Source organism: Pedobacter terrae, assembly GCF_036946585.1.
GTDB classification, from domain to species: domain Bacteria; phylum Bacteroidota; class Bacteroidia; order Sphingobacteriales; family Sphingobacteriaceae; genus Pedobacter; species Pedobacter terrae_C.
Genome location: NZ_JAQIIV010000007.1, coordinates 86,598 through 107,035 on the forward strand (window position 1 = coordinate 86,598; position 20,438 = coordinate 107,035).

General features: G+C 38.1%; 18 protein-coding genes. All 18 read left to right on the top strand.

Going from position 1 to position 20,438, the window contains the following annotated elements; all coding sequences use genetic code 11:
- The first annotated feature begins 567 nt into the window (after positions 1-567).
- The 18 genes from PGN18_RS12025 (at position 568) to PGN18_RS12110 (ending at position 20,383) form a co-directional block, all read left to right on the top strand.
- Positions 568-1,548 carry a deoxyhypusine synthase family protein gene (locus tag PGN18_RS12025; protein WP_335319743.1) on the top strand — a complete coding sequence of 327 codons (981 nt, stop codon included), beginning with the start codon at positions 568-570 and terminating at the stop codon, positions 1,546-1,548.
- A 254-nt stretch (positions 1,549-1,802) separates the two neighbouring features.
- Positions 1,803-3,104: a c-type cytochrome gene (locus tag PGN18_RS12030; protein ID WP_335319744.1), complete on the top strand. Its 1,302-nt coding sequence runs from the start codon at positions 1,803-1,805 to the stop codon at positions 3,102-3,104.
- A gap of 49 nt (positions 3,105-3,153) precedes the next feature.
- A complete protein-coding gene (locus PGN18_RS12035) occupies positions 3,154-6,192 on the top strand; it encodes a TAT-variant-translocated molybdopterin oxidoreductase (protein ID WP_335319745.1) in 3,039 nt (1,012 codons plus the stop codon).
- 26 nt (positions 6,193-6,218) lie between these two features.
- On the top strand, positions 6,219-7,691 hold the full coding sequence (gene nrfD / locus PGN18_RS12040; protein ID WP_205058115.1) for an NrfD/PsrC family molybdoenzyme membrane anchor subunit: 1,473 nt from the start codon (positions 6,219-6,221) through the stop codon (positions 7,689-7,691).
- A 2-nt stretch (positions 7,692-7,693) separates the two neighbouring features.
- On the top strand, positions 7,694-8,230 hold the full coding sequence (locus PGN18_RS12045) for a DUF3341 domain-containing protein (protein WP_293790258.1): 537 nt from the start codon (positions 7,694-7,696) through the stop codon (positions 8,228-8,230).
- The gene (locus tag PGN18_RS12050) at positions 8,202-8,807 is read left to right on the top strand and encodes a c-type cytochrome (RefSeq protein WP_335319746.1); all 606 of its coding nucleotides are present in this window, start codon (positions 8,202-8,204) and stop codon (positions 8,805-8,807) included. The genes PGN18_RS12045 and PGN18_RS12050 overlap by 29 nt, the downstream gene beginning before the upstream one ends.
- 14 nt (positions 8,808-8,821) lie before the next feature.
- Complete coding sequence (locus PGN18_RS12055; protein ID WP_335319747.1) at positions 8,822-10,045, top strand: quinol:cytochrome C oxidoreductase; 1,224 nt, start codon at positions 8,822-8,824, stop codon at positions 10,043-10,045.
- 69 nt (positions 10,046-10,114) lie between these two features.
- Positions 10,115-11,347, top strand: coding sequence for a cytochrome c oxidase subunit II (locus PGN18_RS12060; RefSeq protein WP_335319748.1), 1,233 nt, complete (start codon positions 10,115-10,117; stop codon positions 11,345-11,347).
- A gap of 23 nt (positions 11,348-11,370) precedes the next feature.
- Complete coding sequence (locus tag PGN18_RS12065) at positions 11,371-13,251, top strand: cytochrome c oxidase subunit I (RefSeq protein ID WP_335319749.1); 1,881 nt, start codon at positions 11,371-11,373, stop codon at positions 13,249-13,251.
- Positions 13,252-13,332: 81 nt separating this feature from the next.
- Complete coding sequence (locus PGN18_RS12070) at positions 13,333-14,391, top strand: COX15/CtaA family protein (RefSeq protein WP_335319750.1); 1,059 nt, start codon at positions 13,333-13,335, stop codon at positions 14,389-14,391.
- Between the two features lie 12 nt (positions 14,392-14,403).
- Entirely contained in the window at positions 14,404-15,312 is a 909-nt protein-coding gene (gene cyoE / locus PGN18_RS12075) for a heme o synthase (protein ID WP_335319751.1), read from the top strand.
- A gap of 15 nt (positions 15,313-15,327) precedes the next feature.
- Complete coding sequence (locus tag PGN18_RS12080) at positions 15,328-15,894, top strand: cytochrome c oxidase subunit 3 (RefSeq protein WP_335319752.1); 567 nt, start codon at positions 15,328-15,330, stop codon at positions 15,892-15,894.
- A 31-nt stretch (positions 15,895-15,925) separates the two neighbouring features.
- On the top strand, positions 15,926-16,639 hold the full coding sequence (locus PGN18_RS12085; RefSeq protein WP_205058123.1) for a cytochrome c oxidase subunit 3: 714 nt from the start codon (positions 15,926-15,928) through the stop codon (positions 16,637-16,639).
- A 24-nt stretch (positions 16,640-16,663) separates the two neighbouring features.
- Complete coding sequence (locus PGN18_RS12090; RefSeq protein ID WP_335319753.1) at positions 16,664-17,017, top strand: cytochrome C oxidase subunit IV family protein; 354 nt, start codon at positions 16,664-16,666, stop codon at positions 17,015-17,017.
- Entirely contained in the window at positions 17,017-17,712 is a 696-nt protein-coding gene (locus PGN18_RS12095) for an SCO family protein (RefSeq protein WP_335319754.1), read from the top strand. Before PGN18_RS12090 ends, PGN18_RS12095 begins: the two co-directional genes overlap by 1 nt.
- A gap of 60 nt (positions 17,713-17,772) precedes the next feature.
- Positions 17,773-18,342 (top strand): DUF420 domain-containing protein, encoded by a 570-nt coding sequence (locus PGN18_RS12100; RefSeq protein WP_335319755.1) that lies wholly within the window; start codon positions 17,773-17,775, stop codon positions 18,340-18,342.
- Between the two features lie 219 nt (positions 18,343-18,561).
- On the top strand, positions 18,562-19,161 hold the full coding sequence (locus tag PGN18_RS12105) for an RNA polymerase sigma-70 factor (RefSeq protein ID WP_335319756.1): 600 nt from the start codon (positions 18,562-18,564) through the stop codon (positions 19,159-19,161).
- Positions 19,162-19,222: 61 nt separating this feature from the next.
- Positions 19,223-20,383 (top strand): FecR family protein, encoded by a 1,161-nt coding sequence (locus tag PGN18_RS12110; protein WP_335319757.1) that lies wholly within the window; start codon positions 19,223-19,225, stop codon positions 20,381-20,383.
- Positions 20,384-20,438 lie beyond the last annotated feature (55 nt).

A 20,438-nucleotide genomic window follows, 5' to 3' on the forward strand; every position in this document is an offset into this window, starting at 1 on the left:
ATACGTAGGTATTAAGTGAATAGCTACTGTTATTGCTTCCAAAAAAAGATGTGATCACTTGTCTGCATGAAAGATCCTGAAACACCCGTCCGACCGGCCGGGCGGAAGTTCAGGATGACGATTGCGAGAGGATTGTTGCATTTGTATGCTGCCATTGCTTTTTTAATAAAAAAAATCTTTCGACTCTGTTCAGGATGACGATCGCGAGGTTTTAAAGCAATGGCGGCCGCCACCTAAACCGGATTGGAGGGGAAAGCCCACAGGCGAGGCACGAGCCGCGGACTTGACCAGAAAGCCGGGCTGACTTTAAAAATAGCTACTGTCATTGCTTTTCTAATAACAAAATAGATGAGATCGCTTATCTGCGTGAAAGATCCTGAAACACCCGTCCGACTGGCCTGGCGGAAGTTCAGGATGACGAATCGTGAAGGCATGATATGTTAATCTACATTGGTTAATTGGCGCCATCTCTTAAGCGCCAAACGCCACACCCCAGACACTATACGCTTTTAAGTTTTCAGCTTTCGGCCTAAATACCTATTTTTGCGACAAACAATACAAAACGAAATGAGCAATACAAGAGGACCGATATCTCAGTTTATGGAGCGTAATTACCTCCATTTTAATGCTGCAGCAATGATGGATGCTGCTAAAGGATACGAAACGCATTTAGATGAAGGTGGTAAAATGATGATCACACTTGCTGGTGCAATGAGTACTGCAGAATTGGGAATTTCACTTGCAGAAATGATCCGCCAGGATAAAGTGGCCATTATTTCTTGTACAGGTGCGAACCTTGAAGAAGATATTATGAACCTGGTAGCACATTCTCATTATAAACGTGTTCCAAACTATCGCGATTTAAGTCCCCAGGATGAATGGGATCTTTTAGAGAACCATTACAACCGTGTTACTGATACCTGTATTCCGGAGGAAGAAGCTTTTCGCCGTTTACAAAAACACATCCACAAAATCTGGAAAGATGCAGATGATGCGGGCGAAAGATATTTCCCACATGAGTTTATGTATAAAATGCTTTTAAGTGGCGATTTGGAGCAATATTATGAGATCGACCCAAAAAATTCATGGATGCTGGCTGCGGCAGAAAAGAATTTACCAATTGTAGTACCAGGATGGGAAGATTCCACTATGGGTAATATTTTTGCCTCCTATGTGATGAAAAGTGAACTGAAAGCCAGTACCATGAAAAGCGGTATTGAATACATGGGTTGGTTGGCCGATTGGTATATTGCAAATAGTGGGGGCAAAGGAATTGGCTTCTTTCAGATTGGTGGCGGTATCGCCGGCGATTTTCCGATCTGTGTGGTACCAATGCTTTACCAGGATATGGAAATGGAAAATATTCCTTTCTGGAGTTATTTCTGCCAGATTTCTGATTCAACCACGTCATATGGTTCTTATTCCGGAGCTGTACCAAACGAAAAGATTACCTGGGGCAAACTGGATATCCACACGCCTAAATTTATCGTAGAAAGTGATGCGACAATTGTAGCACCATTAATGTTTGCCTGGATATTAAAACAATAATCAGAAAAATAAATATACCAAATTAGTTTCTAGTATGCCCATTTGAGATAACATCTCAAAAATGGGCATTTTTATGGCTAGAATGGCTTGAAATGGCATTTGTTTAGAATGATTATAAATTGTATTTCAAGTCACTATTATGTCATGGGATTTATTAATAAGTTATACTTTTGTTCAAGTTTTGGTGGGGCTACCCCTAGTTCAGCATCAATTTCACAACAAAAAGTAAATTAAATAAGTATAAAGTGTTCATTATGAGAGATATCTCGATGATTTTAAAAAGCGTTTGGAAGTCGTTATTCGTATTTTCAGCAATTTCCGTAATAGCGGTTTCTACCGTAAATGCGCAGGATGCTAAAGAAGGAAGAACGCTTTTCAAAGCAAAATGTTCTTCGTGCCATGCATTAGATGCTAAATTAGTTGGTCCGGCCTTAAAAGGTGTAAGCGATCGCCACTCGGAAGAGTTCCTGTTAAAATGGATTCCAAATTCGCAAGGCCTGGTAGCTTCTGGTAATCCTGAAGCTGTTAAACTTTTTAACGAAAATGGAAAAGTACCAATGACCTCTTTCCCTGAGTTGGATGAAACCAAGGTAAAAGATATCTTAGCTTATATTAAAGAAGGCGAGCCTAAGCCAGCAGGTGATCCAAGTGTCGCTTCTTCTACCTTAGCTAAAGATCAAGGTACTTCAGGTTTATCAATCGCAGGTATCGTAGCTATCGTAGTTTTAGCCATTGTTATTTTAGTAATCTTAGGACGTGCCTCTAAATTATTGGAGCGTTTGATTCTTCAGAAACAAGGTATTGAGATCGAGGAAGATGTGCCATTAAAAGTTGGTGTGCGCAAGATGTTCAAAAACAAGAAATTTGTAATGTTCTTTATCTTGTGTTTAATCATCTGTTTAGGTTCATTCGGTTGGATGGGCATGTGGAATACAGGTGTTCATACCGGTTACCAACCAGTTCAGCCAATTAAATTCTCTCACGAGCTGCATGCAGGTATCAATCAGATCGATTGCCAGTATTGCCACTCTGGTGCGTTTAAATCTAAAAATGCATCTATCCCATCATTAAATGTTTGTATGAACTGTCATAAAGCAGTACAGGCAAGAGATAAATATGATGGCGAGGTTTCTCCTGAGATCAAAAAAATCTACAATGCTTTAGGTTACGATCCAGAAACACAGAAATATGACGAGAGTAAAGCTAAACCAATGGAGTGGGTACGTGTACACAATCTTCCTGATTTTGCTTACTTCAACCACTCTCAACACGTAGTTGTTGCAGAAGATGCCATCCGCAAAGCAAAAGGATTACAGCCAACAGAACCTGTGTGTTTCGCCTGTCACGGTCCGGTTAATACCATGGAAGAAATTTACCAATATTCTCCGTTAACCATGAAATGGTGTATTAACTGCCATAAAGAAACAGATATTTCTGGTCAGAAAAATAATGCTTTCTACGCTAAGGTAATTGAAGCGCACGAAAAAATTAAAAAAGGCGAGAAGATTACACCAGCGTTATTGGGTGGTTTAGAGTGTGGTAAATGCCACTATTAATAGATTAGAGTTTAGTAAGAACGTTCGAATAAACAGTAATATAGCTTAAATGGAAAGCAACAAAAAATACTGGAAAGGCTTAGAGGAGTATAATAATACACCCGATTTTGTTAAAAATAACAAAAACGAATTCGCCGAGCCACTTCCAATAGAAGATGTTTTAAATGAAGCAGGGTTAAGTACCGTTACCCCACGCCGCGACTTTTTAAAGGCGTTAGGTTTTGGTTTAGGTGCAGTAACTTTAGCAGCCTGTCAAACTGCTCCTGTTCATAAATCTATTCCTTACCTGGTAAAACCTGAAGAGGTTACTCCAGGTATTCCTAACTATTATACTTCGAGCTTTAATGGCCAGAGTATTTTAGTTAAAACGAGAGAAGGCCGCCCCATTAAAATTGAACCAAATCCAAATGCGGGTCAATTTTTCCGTGGTACGGATGCGAGAGCGCAGGCTTCGGTTTTAGATTTGTATGATGTATCCAAACTAAAAGCACCGGCTTTAGTAAAAGACGGAAAAGTGGAGGAAACTACCTGGGCAAAAATAGACACCTTTGTTAAAGGCGAGTTGGCAAGAGCGCAGGCAGGTGGCAAGAAAATCCGGTTGGTATCATCAACGGTAAACAGTCCGTCAACCAATGCTGTTATTGCACAATTTATTGCGAAATACCCTGCAGCTAAATTGGTACAGTATGATGCCGTATCTTATACTGGTATGATCCAGGCCAATCAAAACAGTTTCGGTAAGGCAGTTTTACCAAAATACAACTTTGATAAGGCTGATCTAATTGTAAGTTTCGGTGCCGATTTCTTAGGTACCTGGATTAGTGGAGAAGAGTTTACTGCTCAATATACGGCTAATCGTAACTATAAATCGTTAGAGAATAAAAAAATGAGCCGCCACATTCAGTTTGAAAGTGGAATGAGCTTAACAGGCACCAATGCAGATACCCGTGTACCGGTTAAATTATCGGAGGAGGGACCTGCTTTAATTGCTTTGTATAATGCCATTACTGGTAATGCCTTACCTGGTGGAACATTGGGTAGCAATGCCACTGCTGATAAAGTAATTAAATTAGTGGCTAAAGAACTGGTACAAGCTAAAGGTAAAGGCCTTGTAGTTTGTGGTTCGAATGATGTTTCTACTCAAATTTTAGTAAATGCCATTAATGCCGCTATTGGAAGTTATGGTACTACTATAGATTTAGATAATCCTTGTTATTTATATGCTGGTAATGATGCCGAATTTAACGGTTTAGTTGCTGAAATGAACCGTGGCGAAGTTGGTGTTGTTTTATTCTTAAACACTAACCCGGTTTATGATGCTCCGAATACAAAAGCATTTACTGATGCTTTAGCGAAGGTTCCTGCTAAAATTTCATTCGCAGATCGTGCAGATGAAACCGCTACCGCTTGTGATGCTATTGCCATTAACCATAACTATTTAGAGTCATGGGGTGATGCAAACGCTTATGAAGGTTATTATTCTATCGTTCAGCCAACCATTAATCCTGTTTTCAACAGTCGTCAGGCTGAAGAGAGTTTATTGACATGGGCTGATGCACCTGTTAAAGACTATTATCAGTTTGTTCGTAGCAACTGGGAAGCTAAAATGTTACCAGCTGTTGGTTTGAAATGGGAAGAGGTTTTAGAAAAAGGTGTGGTTACTTCGACTGCTAAACCTGCTGGAGCTTATTCATTCACACAATCTTTGGCTCAGGTTGCTACCTCAATTGCAAATAGCAGCAAAGCTTTTAAAGGTGGTGATCAGATTGAGTTACAGGTTTACGAAAACGTACCAATGCGTGACGGTAAAAATGCCAACAACGCATTCTTGCAAGAGTTGCCTGATCCGGTATCGAAAGTAACCTGGGATAACTTTGTTGCGCTTGCTCCTAAAACAGCAGAAAAATTAAAGGTTAAAGAGTTTGATGTGGTTTCTGTTAAAGGAAGCAATGGATATTCAGTAGACCTTCCGGTATTAATCCAGCCAGGACAAGCTCAGGGAACTGCATCTATTGCATTAGGTTACGGCCGTACCAAAGCGGGTAAGGCTGGTAATGATGTAGGTAAAAATGCTTTCCCATTTGTTTCTTTTGCAAATGGAACCATGCAATATGCTACGAATGTAACCATTACTCCAACAGGCGGTTACTATGAGCTTGCACAAACACAAACTCACCACTCTTTCGAAGGCCGTGCGGTAATTAAAGAAGCTACATTTGCAGCATACTTAAAAAATGCCGGTGCCGGTAACGAAAAAGGCGAGCATAAAAATTACGATCTGTGGGATCAATATGAAAAACCAGGTAACAACTGGGTAATGGCAATCGATTTGAATGCTTGTACAGGTTGTGGTTCTTGTATTGTTGCCTGTAACGTAGAAAACAACATTCCTGTTGTAGGCCGTGATGAGGTTCGCCGTCGTCGTGAAATGCACTGGATCCGTATCGATCGCTATTACAGCTACGAAACTAAGGATGGTGATGTAACGAAAGAAAAAGAAATTGCTAAGTTGGAAGACTTAGATCACGTTTCTGTGGTTCACCAGCCAATGTTGTGCCAACACTGTGACCATGCACCATGCGAAACCGTTTGTCCGGTATTGGCAACGGTACACTCAAGTGATGGTTTAAACCACATGGCTTACAACCGTTGCGTAGGTACCCGTTACTGTGCAAATAACTGTCCGTACAAAGTACGTCGTTTCAACTGGTTTAACTACTGGAACGATTCACGTTTCGATAACTATTTAAATAACGAGTTTACCCAATTGGTTTTAAACCCTGATGTAACTACACGTTCAAGAGGGGTAATGGAAAAATGCTCAATGTGTATTCAACGTATACAAGGTGGCAAATTACAAGCTAAACTGGAAAAACGTCCATTAAAAGATGGCGATATTAAAATGGCTTGTCAGGAAGCTTGTTCAGCAAATGCGATTGTATTTGGTGATGCAAACGATCCAAATTCAGAGGTTTCAAAAGCGTTACGTTCTGAGCGTATCTACTACGTATTAGAAGAGATCAATGTGAAACCGGGTATCGGCTACATGACAAAAATTAGAAATACAGATACAACAGTACAAGCGTAAGCTTTAGTATAAAGAAAATACAAATTATGTCAGGACATAACGAATCAATACTTAGAGAACCATTAATTACCGGCGATAATATCACGTACGCAAAAATTACGGATGATATTTTGATGCCGGTAGAAAATAAGCCAAACAAGGCTTGGTGGATTGGTTTCATCGTTGCCTCATTAGGTGCTTTACTTTGGGTAGTGGCAGTAAGCTACACTTTCTGGAATGGTATCGGTGCTTGGGGTTTAAATAAAACAGTTGGTTGGGCTTGGGATATCACCGGTTTCGTATGGTGGGTAGGTATCGGTCACGCTGGAACACTAATTTCAGCAGTACTATTACTCTTCCGTCAGAACTGGCGTAACTCCATCAACCGTTCGGCAGAGGCGATGACCATTTTCGCCGTTATCTGTGCTGCAACTTATGTGGTATCTCACATGGGCCGTCCTTGGTTAGCTTATTGGGTTTTACCTTTACCAAATCAGTTCGGATCACTTTGGGTAAACTTTAACTCACCATTGGTATGGGATATGTTTGCAATTTCTACTTATTTCTCTGTATCATTATTATTTTGGTACACAGGTTTATTACCAGATATTGCTACCATCCGCGACCGTGCAGTAGGTACCCGCAGAAAAATTTATTCTATCTTTTCTTTTGGATGGAGTGGAAGTGTTAAAACCTGGCAACGTTTCGAAGCGGTGTCGTTAATCTTAGCCGGTATTTCTACGCCACTTGTACTTTCGGTACACACCATTGTATCAATGGACTTTGCAACGTCGGTAATCCCAGGATGGCACACCACTATCTTCCCGCCATATTTCGTGGCAGGGGCGATTTTCTCAGGATTTGCGATGGTATTAACCTTATTATTGGTTGCACGTAAAGTATTAGGCTTAGAAAACTACATCACCATGTTCCACATCGAGTCGATGAATAAAATCATCATCTTAACCGGATCGATAGTAGGTGTAGCTTATTTAACTGAGTTCTTTATCGCATGGTATTCAGGTTCAGAATACGAGCAGTATGCATTTATCAATAGGTCTACAGGTCCTTACTGGTGGTCTTACTGGATGATGATGACTTGTAACGTAATCTCTCCACAGTTATTATGGTTCAAAAAGATCCGTTTAAGTATTAAAGCTACCTGGATTTTATCAATCGTGGTAAACGTAGGTATGTGGTTCGAGCGTTTCGTAATTATTGTTACTTCATTACACCGCGATTATATTCCATCAAGTTGGGCCATGTTCTATCCAACCTGGGTTGATATCAGTGTATTCGTAGGTTCGATTGGATTATTCTTCACCTTATTCTTATTGTTCTTAAGGGTATTGCCATCAATCGCTATCGCAGAGGTTAAATTATTATTAAAAACTGCAAGTGAGCAAGCTAAAATGAAACAGATTAAAGAAGGGCATGAGAATAAAGAATATGTTGCTGAATACATAGAGTCTTTAGAAAAATTTGATAGTGTTAAACAAGAAGATTACGCAAAAATATAACAATGAGTGATATCAAATATATTTTAGGCAGCTTTGGCGATCCTGACGAAATGATGCATGGCATCGAAAAGCTTCAGGAAAATAACATCAGTATTTATGATGTATATACACCGATGCCTATACACGGAATAGAAGCCAAATTAGGAATTAAAAGATCTAGAATCGATATCGCAGCATTTTGCTTTGGTATTACTGGTACTTGCTGTGCATTCGCTTTGATTTATTTCTGCGCAGTAATTGATTGGAGGGTAAACATAGGTGGTAAACCATCATTCGCATTGCCGGATTTTATTCCAATAATGTTCGAGCTTACCGTATTATTCTGTGCTTTCGGTATGGTGTTAACTTATTATGCATCTACTCACTTATTTCCAGGAAGAGCACCAAGAGTGATGGATCTACGTGCTACTGATGATCGCTTTGTGATTGCAGTAGATGCGAAAGACAATGCAGCACATACTGTAATTGATGGATTATTAAAAGAAGCAGGTGCTTTAGAAATAAAGTATAATGAAAGGAAGTACATTAGCTATGAATAAGAATAAATTTGTTTACACGGCGTTTTTAGCTATCGCTTTTGCAGCTACCTTTTCTGCTTGTAAAGATAAACGCAGTACTGGCTTGGAATATGCCAGAAACATGTATGATCCGATTGCTTACAATCCGGATCAACCAAACAAAAATTTTAAAGATGGTAAAACAGCTCAGTTACCACCTGCACATACCAAGCCGGTAGGTTTCACCGAGTATGACGAGTATCCTAATACTAAGGAAGGATATGAGGCAGCAGGAGTGAGTATGGTAAATCCTTTACCGGTTGATACTGTTAATTTGGCCCAGGGTAAACACTTATTTACCGTTTTCTGTAGCCCTTGTCACGGAGATAAAGGCGATGGACAGGGACACCTGGTTAAAATCGAGAAGTTTAGTGGTGTGCCTGCTTATCAAACCGGTGCATCATCCAGAGGTGGTAACATGGTTGACCTTACCGCAGGTAAAATCTATCATACCATTACATACGGTGTAAATAACATGGGCTCGCATGCTTCGCAAATCTCACCAACAGATCGTTGGAAAGTGGTGATGTATGTTCAACAATTACAAAAAGGACAATAGTAAAGCAAATATAAATGGGAACTCACAATATTAATTTTAGTGAACAGTTTGAGTTTACAGGTAAAGTAAAAACGTTAAGCATTGTTGGTATCGTTATCGGTATTGCAGCTGTATTGTTCGGTTTTTTGGCTGGCGATAAAGTAATGCATGAGCGTACTTTTGCTAACCTGTTGCTTATGGCATATTACTTTGCATGCGTTTGTATGTCTGGTACATTTTTTCTGGCTGTTCAATATGTAGCGCAGGCAGGATGGTCTGCATCAATTTTACGTGTACCACAAGCTATGGCGAAAACTTTGCCTATAGCAGCTGTAATTCTTATAGTGGTTATTTCGGCAGGATTATATTCACACAACTTATATCATCACTGGCATGCTGAAGGGTTAACAGATCAAAACAGTCCTAATTATGATGCTATTATCGCAGGTAAATCGGTATTCTTAAATGTACCTTTTTTCTTAGGTCGCCAAGTAGTATTCTTAGGTGTTTACAGTATATTTTCAATCATGTTTGTTAAGTTTTCTTATAATGAAGATTTGGCAGGTGGTTTAAATTCATATAGAAAGAGCTTTAAAAATGCTTGTATCTTCCTGGTGATTTATGGTTTCACTACACCGGTATTTGCTTTTGATACCATCATGTCTTTAGAGGCACACTGGTTCTCTACTATGTTCGGTTGGTATAACTTCGCCGCAATGTGGGTAAGCAGTTTAGCAACTATCGCTGTTATCCTGATCTTATTAAGAAGAGCAGGTTATATGCAATGGGTTAACAATAGCCACTTACATAATTTGGGCCAGTTTATTTTCGGTTTCTCTATCTTTTGGACTTATGTGTGGTTTGCTCAATTCTTATTGATCTACTACGCAAATATGCCTGAGGAGACCGTATATTTCTACAAACGTTTTGAATATTATAAGTTCTGGTTTTTCTTAAACCTAGCCATGAATTTCTTAGCGCCAGTATTATTATTAATGGACAGAGATAACAAAAGAACCGATGCCAAATTATTATTCGTTTCTATCGTTGTATTATTAGGTCATTGGGTAGATTATTATCAAATGATTATGCCAGGTGCAGTAGAAGATGGTCATAATGGTTTTGGAATTGTAGAAATCGGTATTGCATTAGGTTTCGTAGGATTGTTTACCTTTACAGTTTTATCATCACTAAGCAAAAAGCCTTTAATTGCAAAGAATCACCCATTATTACAAGAAAGTTTGCATCATCAACTATAGTGGTGATAAGATAGAGCAAATATTTAATTATTATTATAATTAGCAGTACAGCGTACTACTTTTAAGAAAATGAGTTTAAGAAAGTTTATAACGAATAAAACGACCGCAGCTTTAGCAGTATTGATTACTGCTTTTGCAAACACTAGCGTATTTGCGCAAGATGCAGCAGCAGGTGCTGCCGCGGCACCGAAAGTTGATATGGGCGAGGTTTATAAATCTGTAATATTTTATATTCTGGTTTTCCTTGCGGTATGCTTATTCATTGCCATTATTGGTAAAGCAATAAAAGTATATGAGTTAAGCCGCGAAGCACAGGGTAAACCTGTTGGTATCAACTGGAACAGGGTACATGCAAGTTTGTTTGCATTGTTTCTAGTAATCGGTTTGTATGGAGTATATTGGGAATATACAGTACATGGATCAATGTTACTTCCTGATGCTGCATCTGAGCACGGAAAGAAAATTGATAGAATGTTTAATTTAACATTAATCATTACCACTATCGTATTTGTAGTGACTCACATCCTGTTATTCGGATTTTCTTATATCTATAAATATTCTGCAAAGAGAAAGGCTTACTACTATCCACACAATAATACCATCGAAAAAATCTGGACAATTGTTCCGGCCTTAGTATTGACCGTGTTGGTTTTAATGGGTTTCTTAACCTGGAGATCTATCTTCTTCAAAGTTGAAGATCCAAATAACAAGCCATTACAAATTGAGGTTACTTCTGAGCAATTTAAATGGTCTATCCGTTATCCGGGGGCTGATGGAATTGTAGGTAACAAGAATTACAAATTAACTACAGCAACCAATACATTAGGTATTGATTTTAAAGATGTTAATTCTCGTGATGATGAAATGGCTGATGAGATGGTGCTTCCTGTAGGCAAACCAGTTAAACTTATTCTCACCAGTAAAGATGTAATTCACAGTTTTTATATGCCACACTTTAGGGTGCAGTTAAACACCGTACCAGGTATGAGAACTATATTTGAATTTACGCCTACAAAAACTACTGCAGAAATGCAGCAAGAAACTAACGATCCTAATTTTAATTACCTTTTCTTATGTGCTAAAATCTGCGGGTCAGGTCATTATAACATGCAAAAAGTTGTTCGTGTAGTATCAGAGGCTGAATACAAAACCTGGATTGCAGAACAAAAAACATACTTAAATGACGATTTAAGAAAACAATTTAATTTGCCAGTGGCACCTGCGCCTGAAAAATCAGAAGCAGATTCAGCAGCTAAAGATTCATCAGCTGTAAAAACTAACCAAATGGCTTTAAATAAATAATATTAAGCAGGAGCGAACGAATTATGTCAACAATAGCATTACACGACGAACACAATCACGATCACGCTGATCATGGGCATCATAAAGAGACTTTGATTTCAAAGTACATCTTTAGTATGGATCATAAAATGATTGCCAAGCAATTTTTGATTACCGGTATTATTATGGCGGTAATTGCAATGGGCTTATCCATCTTATTCCGTATTCAATTGGCATGGCCAGATCAGAACTTCCCTTTCTTAGAAACATTTTTAGGTAAATGGGCTGAAGGCGGTCGTATTAAGCCTGACTTTTACCTGGCTTTGGTAACCATTCACGGTACCATCATGGTATTTTTTGTACTAACCGCTGGATTGAGTGGTACTTTTAGTAATTTATTAATTCCACTCCAGGTAGGTGCAAGGGATATGGCTTCGCCATTTTTAAACATGCTTTCATACTGGTTCTTCTTTATGGCTTGTGTGATCATGATGTCGTCATTCTTTATTCAAACAGGACCGGCATCAGGAGGTTGGACGGTTTATCCACCACTATCTGTGGTAGCTAAGGCTATGCCAGGTTCTGGTTTAGGTATGACTTTATGGTTAATTAGTATGGTACTTTTCGTAGCGTCATCTTTAATGGGTGGTATTAACTATGTCAGCACAATATTAAATATGCGTACCAAAGGGATGGATCTTTGGAAAATGCCATTAACCATTTGGGCTTTCTTCTTAACTGCAATTTTAGGTATCTTATCTTTTCCGGTTCTTGTAGCTGGTGTGGTGTTAATGGTATTTGACCGTAGTTTTGGTACCAGTTTCTATTTATCTGATATTGTAATGGGCACTGATATTTTACCAAATGAAGGTGGTTCGCCAATCTTATGGCAACACTTATTCTGGTTCTTAGGTCACCCTGAGGTTTATATCGTAATTATGCCTGCATTAGGTATCTCTTCTGAAGTTATTTCGGTAAACGCACGTAAGCCAATCTTTGGTTACCATGCGATGGTTTACTCTTTAATTGGTATTACTGTATTATCATTCATCGTTTGGGGACACCACATGTTTGTAACAGGTATGAATCCGTTATTGGGTGGTGTATTTATGATTACCACGTTGATTATCGCGGTACCATCTGCAGTAAAAACATTTAACTATTTGGCTACACTATGGAGAGGAAATATCCGTTTCACTCCAGCGATGTTATTTGCTATCGGTTTAGTTTCATTCTTTATTTCTGGTGGTTTAACCGGTATCTTCTTAGGAAATGCTTCTTTGGATATTAACTTACACGATACTTACTTTGTTGTTGCCCACTTCCACCTGGTAATGGGATCTGCAGCAATTTTTGGTATGCTTGCAGGGGTGTATCACTGGTTTCCTAGAATGTTCGGTAGAATGATGAATGCTAAATTGGGATATTTACACTTCTGGTTAACTTTTATTGCAGCTTACCTGGTATTCTTCCCACTTCACTTCTTAGGTTTGGATGGTGTACCTCGTCGTTACTATGCATTTACCGAGTTCGAATTTATGAAGAAATGGTTAACCGTTAACGTATTTGTAACATGGGCAGCTATTATGGCAGCTCTTGCTCAGGTAGCGTTCTTGTTCAACTTCTTTTATTCCATCTTTAAAGGGAAAGTAGCTCCCCAAAATCCATGGGAATCTAATACTTTAGAATGGACTGCGCCTGTTGAACATTTACACGGTAACTGGCCTGGTGAAATCCCAACAGTTTACAGATGGCCGTATGATTACAGCAAGCCAGGACATGATGCGGATTTTATTCCTCAAACTGTTCCTTTCTCTCAAACCATGAGTTCTAACTTACCTCACGATTTTGAAGGAAATGAGGAAGCAGAGAAAATTCAGCAAGATTGGGAATTGGCTAATCCTGTTACAGAAAACAAGGGCTAGTTTAAGCTTAGCATAAAATTTTAAAGGGGTATCTGATTAAGTTTCTGCTTATCCGGATACCCTTTTCATCTTAATAGATATATGGTCAGCAGATCAGAACAACGTTTCATTAGAATTAATCTTATAACCATTATAGTTACGCTATTGGTTGTACTTGCAGGAGGTATTGTTCGCAGTACCGGATCTGGCATGGGCTGTCCGGATTGGCCAAAATGTTTCGACCGTTATATTCCGCCAACTGATGTATCTCAACTTCCAGCCAATTATAAAGAAAAGTATGTAGCTGGAAGGTTAAAAAAGAATGAAAAGTTTGCCAGGTATCTGGAAAGTATGGGTAAAGTAGCCCTTGCCGATAGTATCAGGCATGATAAAAGCATTACTATACCAGAAGAATTCAATCCGGGCAAAACCTGGACCGAATACCTGAACCGCTTGGCCGGAGTAGCTGCCGGTATCTTTTTATTGCTAACTGCCATTTATTCTTTCACCTATCGGAAAACGGCTAAACGAATTATTGTATTAAGCATACTTAATATCTTCGTTGTGGGCTATCAAGCCTGGTTGGGATCCATAGTCGTATCAACTAATCTGGCACAGTGGGTGGTAACCGTACACATGCTTTTAGCACTGGTTATTTTGGCTATCTCTATATATACGTACAATTATGCAAAACAGCTTAATAAAGTACCATCGGTAATCATGTACAAAATATTGTGGCTAAAAGGCTTTTTGTTCTTTACACTAGTGGTGAGTATTGCTCAGATTATTTTGGGTACCGAAGTAAGGGAAGCTATAGATGTGATTGCAAAATCTTTGGCTTATAGTGGAAAAGCAACATGGATTTCGAGGGTAGGCAGTGTTTTTTCTTATCACCGTGATTTAGCAATTTTGGTAATTATTACCAACGGTGTAGTTTATAAAATGGTTATCGACCGTTTTAGCGGTAAGGCTGCTCCATTACTAACGGCCAAGTTTATTTTAGTTACGCTCTTTGTTCAGTTGTTAAGTGGTTTAGCTTTAGCATATATTGCATTTCCACCAGCAGCGCAGGCACTGCACATTTTGTTCTCTACGCTGTTGTTTAGTTTACAGTTTTACCTGTACTTACTGGTTTACAGAACAAGTACATATAAACAATAATATTTAAGAAAATTGAAACAATATCTTTCAGATTTTTCTAAACTTATCAAATTCAGGCTATCGTTTACGGTAGTGTTTTCGGCATCGATCTCCTTTTTGATCGGACAGAAAATGCAGGTTGGTAGAAATCTTATTCCGACTATTAATTGGAATAACTGGTTGATATTAATTGCTGGTGGTTTTTTAGTTACTGCAGCTGCAAACTGCTTTAACGAAATTATAGAGAAAGACCTGGATAAATTAATGTCGAGAACCAAAGATCGTCCAATGCCTGCTGGTAGAATGACTACAGGGCAGGGGTTGATTTTGGGTGTTTTTATGGCATTTTTAGGTACGTGGTTATTAGGACACTTAAATCTTGAAACGGGTTTATTATCGGTATTTTCAATTTTGTTATATGCTTTCGCCTATACACCTTTAAAAAGAAAATCGCCGATTGCAGTTTTTGTTGGCGCAATTCCGGGGGCTTTGCCACCACTTATTGGTTATCTGGCCGCTTTCGGTAGCTTAAAAGCCGAAATGTTTCATGAAATTGATTATTACATTGCTGTTATCTTATTTTTAATCCAGTTTGTATGGCAGTTTCCTCACTTCTGGGCAATTGCCTGGGTTTTGGATGATGATTACAAGAAAGCAGGTTTTAGATTATTGCCTACGAAAAAAAGAGATAAAACATCGGCACTCTTGACTTTTTTAAGTACGCTGATTTTGATCCCGGTGAGTTTATTGCCAACCATTTATGGTTTTGGCGGTTATTATATTGCAGGTTTATCTTTAATCGCCGGAGTTATTTTTAGCTGGCTGGCTTTTAAACTTTTAATGAGCAGAGAACTGGCAGATGCCAGGAAAGTGATGTTCTGTTCATTTTTTTACATCCCGGCTGTACAGTTGGGTTTATTATTAAATTTTATAGCAAAATAATTTATGGTGCTAACAATGGAAAAGATGCAGGATACGTTTGACCCAAAACCACGAAAATTTATCGTTTGGTTATTTGTCGTATCATCAACAATTATGTTTGGAGGTTTTACCAGTTATTACCTGGTATTTGCCGCCTCAAAAGGAAAAGGACACGGTTTGGTGTTACCTGATGCTTTTATTTACTCTAGTTTGGTTATTTTGGCCAGCAGCATCACTTTGGTGTTAGCATCGAAGGCTTTAAAAAAACTGAATTTTAGCTTACAGCGCAACATGCTTTGGATTACGGTTATATTGGCTGTCGCCTTTGGTATAATGCAGTTCAATGCCTGGGGAAGTATGGTAAGAACCGGAGCTACTTTAGTGGGAAACAATGCCGCAATATCATTTATATACGTGGTATCTGGCATGCACCTTTTGCATATTATTGCGGGCGTTGGCCTAATTATTAGTGCTTTAGCCGGTAGCTATAAAAGCTTACCTATTGCCAAAGTTCAATACAGAATGGAAATCGCTTCTATTTTTTGGCATTTTATAGATATATTATGGATATATCTGTATGTTTTTTTACTTTTGAACCGTTAAATTTGTTAACAAACTATTATACTATTTCCAAATGAATGCAGTATCACAATTAGATCAAGTTAAAACCGGACCATGGAATGGTGGTCGTTCTCCGTGGTCGGTAGAATATGGCAAAATCATGATGTGGTTTTTCCTATTATCAGATGCTTTTACCTTTTCGTCATTATTGATCTACTACGGCGCTCAGCGTTTTTCTAAATTAACATGGCCAGCTCCAGATAAAGTTTTCCAATCTATTCCAGGTATTGCAGAGCACGGTGCACCATTGGTTTTTGTAGGTATCATGACTTTTATCTTAATCATGAGTTCGGTAACCATGGTTTTAGCTGTAGAGGCAGGTCACAGACGTGCTAAGAAAGAAGTTATCGGCTGGATGATCGCAACCATTGTTGGTGGTTTTATGTTCTTGGGCTGTCAGGCTATTGAATGGACTCACTTACACCACGATGGTTTCTGGTGGGGACATATTCCTTCTGCTGAAGAATTAAAAAACTTTTTCCTTAAGCCTGAAGACGTTTCTTTAGTTGCTGCACAACAGTTTGCAAACTTGTTTTTCACCATTACCGGTTTCCACGGTTTCCACGTATTTAGTGGGGTTGTAATCAACATCATTATCTTGATTATGACAATCAATGGAACTTTTGAAAGAAGAGGACATTATTTAATGGTGGAAAAAGTTGGTTTATACTGGCACTTCGTAGATTTAGTTTGGGTGTTTGTATTTACATTCTTCTATTTGGTTTAATTTATCATATATAAAAATATTTTTATGTCAGAGCACACACATACAACAGACGAACACGGACACGATGATCATGCAGGTTTATCGAAAGGTAAAATCTGGAAGGTTTTTGGAGTCCTTTTATTAATTACTGTAATTGAGTTTATCATTGCATTGGTTCTAATCCCGAAAGGATATATGACCCAGCACATCGGTAATTATGTTTATATTGTTTTAACATTATTAAAAGCATTTTATATTGTGGCTTACTTTATGCACTTAAAGTATGAGAAACTAGGCCTGCAGTTAGCCTTAACAGTGTCATTCATTTTCATTATTTACTTTATTGTTTTAATGCTGATTGAAGGTGGGTTTTTAAACATCCACATGATGAATCATTAATGAAAAGAAATCCGATAAAAAAGGTATTAATCCTGGTAAGCATTTTAGCTATACCGGGATTTTTGTTTTTTTACTTATTGCCACAATTTGCCAAAAACAGGTATAAGAGTTTACCCATCTTCGGCAAAAAGACGGTGGCCACTACCTTTCATAGTGTAAAGGGAAAGAAGATTCCGGATACTATTTATCATTTGGTTCCTGATTTTAAACTCATTAATCAGCACAATGATACGCTAAGTTGGAAATCATATGAAAATAAGATTGTAGTACTCAATTTATTCTATATCGGGGCCAGAAACCAACAGGCAAATAAATACATCAAACAACTATCTGATGGCTATGAACAAAAGCCCCTGGTTAAATTTGTAAGCCTATCTGTTGATCCGGCCGACTTAAGTAAGCTCAGAGAATTTGCCGCTGATTTTAAGGCCAAGGAGGGTAAATGGAATTTTTTAGCAGGAGATACTGCACAAACTTATCCGTTGATCAGGCAGGGTTTACTGCTTGACGTAGTCGCAAATGATACCAGCGGAAAGCGCAACTTCATATTTAGTAATAAAATAGTGCTAATCGATAATTTTCATCGTATACGGGGTATTTATGATGCCGACGATGCAGGAGCAAATGCCAAGTTGGAGGATGAAATAAAAGTGCTTATTGCCGAATATTTAAGGAACGTTAAAGATGGTAGATAGTAAGGTTAGCAGTTAAGTGTTCAGCGGTTAGCGTTTGGAGTACGCTTTACCCAAAGCAAAATGATAATTATAAAAGATTTAATACTCATGGAAAATAGTCCGATCGAGAAAAAATATAGTAAGTGGATCATTATTCTTTCCATTTTCATTCCAGTCGCCGTAGCTTTTTTGTTTGTGGTAAAGCTCAAAGACCTGGGTATTGATGTGCCTGCACTACCTTTTTTACCGCCTATATATGCTACCATCAATGGCATTACGGCCTTATTGTTGGTTGTTGCGGTCTGGGCAATAAAAAACGGAAAGATACAGTTGCACCAAAATTTAATGAAAACAGCTATAGGTTGCTCATTATTATTTTTGGTGATGTATATTGCCTACCATATGACTACACCCTCTACTAAGTTTGGAGGAGATGGAACGATAAAATATGTTTACTTTTTTATTTTATTAACACATATCTTATTATCAATTGCCATTATTCCTTTGGTTTTGGTTACGTATGTAAGGGCTTTAGCCGAACGTTTCGATCGCCACAGAAAAATTGCACGGATCACATTTCCCTTATGGCTTTATGTTGCTATAACTGGTGTGGTGGTTTATTTGATGATTTCGCCATATTATCAATACTAACTAAATAAAATACCTTTTGAAGAAATAGATAAAGCCTTACCTTAAAAAGTAAGGCTTTATCTATTTTAATACATTTTTTTGGTGTACAAAATTTACTAATCTGTATATTTGGTTATAAAGTTGTATTATGGTTCAACTAAATCTATTTAGTTCACCATATCTATTAATCTATCTGTTAAGTCTTGGAGAATAATTACAAGGCAGTTAACGAACTATTTTATGTCGGTAAGTAATGTGGATAAAGAGCGCGCCCTGATTGATAAAATCGTGGAAGGAGACGAACAAGCATTTTCTGTTTTGTTCTTCAAATACCTTCCTGTGCTTCACATTTTTGCTTCAAAATTTACAAAATCTGATGACGCGGCTGAAGAAATTATTCAAGATGCCTTTTTAAGGGTCTGGCTAAATCGCGATAAACTTACAGAAGTAGAGAATGTGAAGGCCTATCTGTACAAATATGTTTCTAACGAATGTTTAAGCTACCTGCGTAAAAAATTAAAAGAAGATCGGATTGTTGATGCGTTTACAGCCAAACAGCGCGATAGTCATAACAATACTGTAGAGACTATTAACTTAAATGAAGTTACAAGAATTGTTGCAGTTGCTATAGATAAATTACCCGAACAAAGGAGAAATATATATCAATTAAGCAGACGCGATGGTAAAACTATCCCCGAAATTGCAGAAATACTTAATATTTCTCCTAATACCGTTAAAAATGCTCTGGTAATTGCCTTAAAATCGATTCGTATACATCTCGATCAGCACGGTATTGTATTCCTTTTTCCAATTGTTTTTTTCTTTTTAAAAATAAAATAGAAAAAAATGATATTCTAATAGTCCTAATTTTCTTTTGCGGCTTCTTAGTGTCAGAATCTTTATGGAAGAACGTATACATTATCTATTAAAACAGTTTACCGCTAAAACCTTAAGTCAGCCTGAAAAGGAGGAACTTTTAGTTTTGGTAGAAAACAGCACATCGTTACTTTCTGATGAAATCGTGAAAATGATTATTTCAGAAGAAGAACATGCCGCTAATGTTAATGAGGAAAAATGGAATCCGGTTCTTAATAAAATTCTAACAGTTGATAAACCGACCCGGTCGCCAAGACGGATTTTAATGAATAGCTTAAAATGGGCTGCCGCTGCTGTGGTGTTTGTTGTGTTTTCTTTAACGGCCTACCTTTCTCTGCAGAAGAAGAAAGAACATGTTTTTGCTACCGATATAGCCCCTGGAAAAAACAAAGCTATTCTGACCTTGGCTGATGGGAGAAAAATTTCCCTTTCGGATGCCATGAAAGGCGATGTTGCAAAAGAAGCTGGTTTCTCCATCACCAAAACTGACGACGGCCAGTTAGTGTACAATATTGCCGGATCAGAAAATGTAAACGATGACAGGTTAAATACCATTTCGACCCCAAATGGTGGCGAGTGGCAAATCAAGTTGCCAGATGGATCTACGGTTTGGTTAAATGCTGCTTCTTCAATTCAATATGCATTAAACATTGGCACTGCAAAACATCGTATGGTAAAGTTGGATGGTGAAGCCTATTTCGAAGTGACTAAAAATGCAGCACATCCTTTTACTGTAGAAACCGATAAACAGACAGTTGAGGTATTGGGCACTCACTTTAACATCAATAGCTATAAAGATGAAAACGTAACCAGAACTACTCTATTGGAAGGCAGTGTGCGGGTGTCTCATAAAAATACGAATGAAAGCGAAGTGCTTAAGCCAGGTGAACAATCGCTTGTAACAGCTTCTGGAATTAATATCAAAGAGGCTGATGTAGATGAAGCTGTTGCTTGGAAAGAAGGTTATTTCAAATTTAATAACGAGAAGCAGGCGAGCATTTTACGTAAAGTTGCCCGTTGGTATAATGTAGAGGTAGAATATGTTGATCCGGAAGCTAAAGATGTAATGTATTACGGGACAGTAAACCGTTTCGAAAAAATATCAAAGATGTTGACCAAGTTCGAACAAACAGGAGAAGTACGATTTGATATTAAAGGCAATAAATTAATTGTATATAAAGAATGATGGTAAGAAGATTAAGGCATAACTAACCTTAATCTCAAAAAATAAATTAACTAAT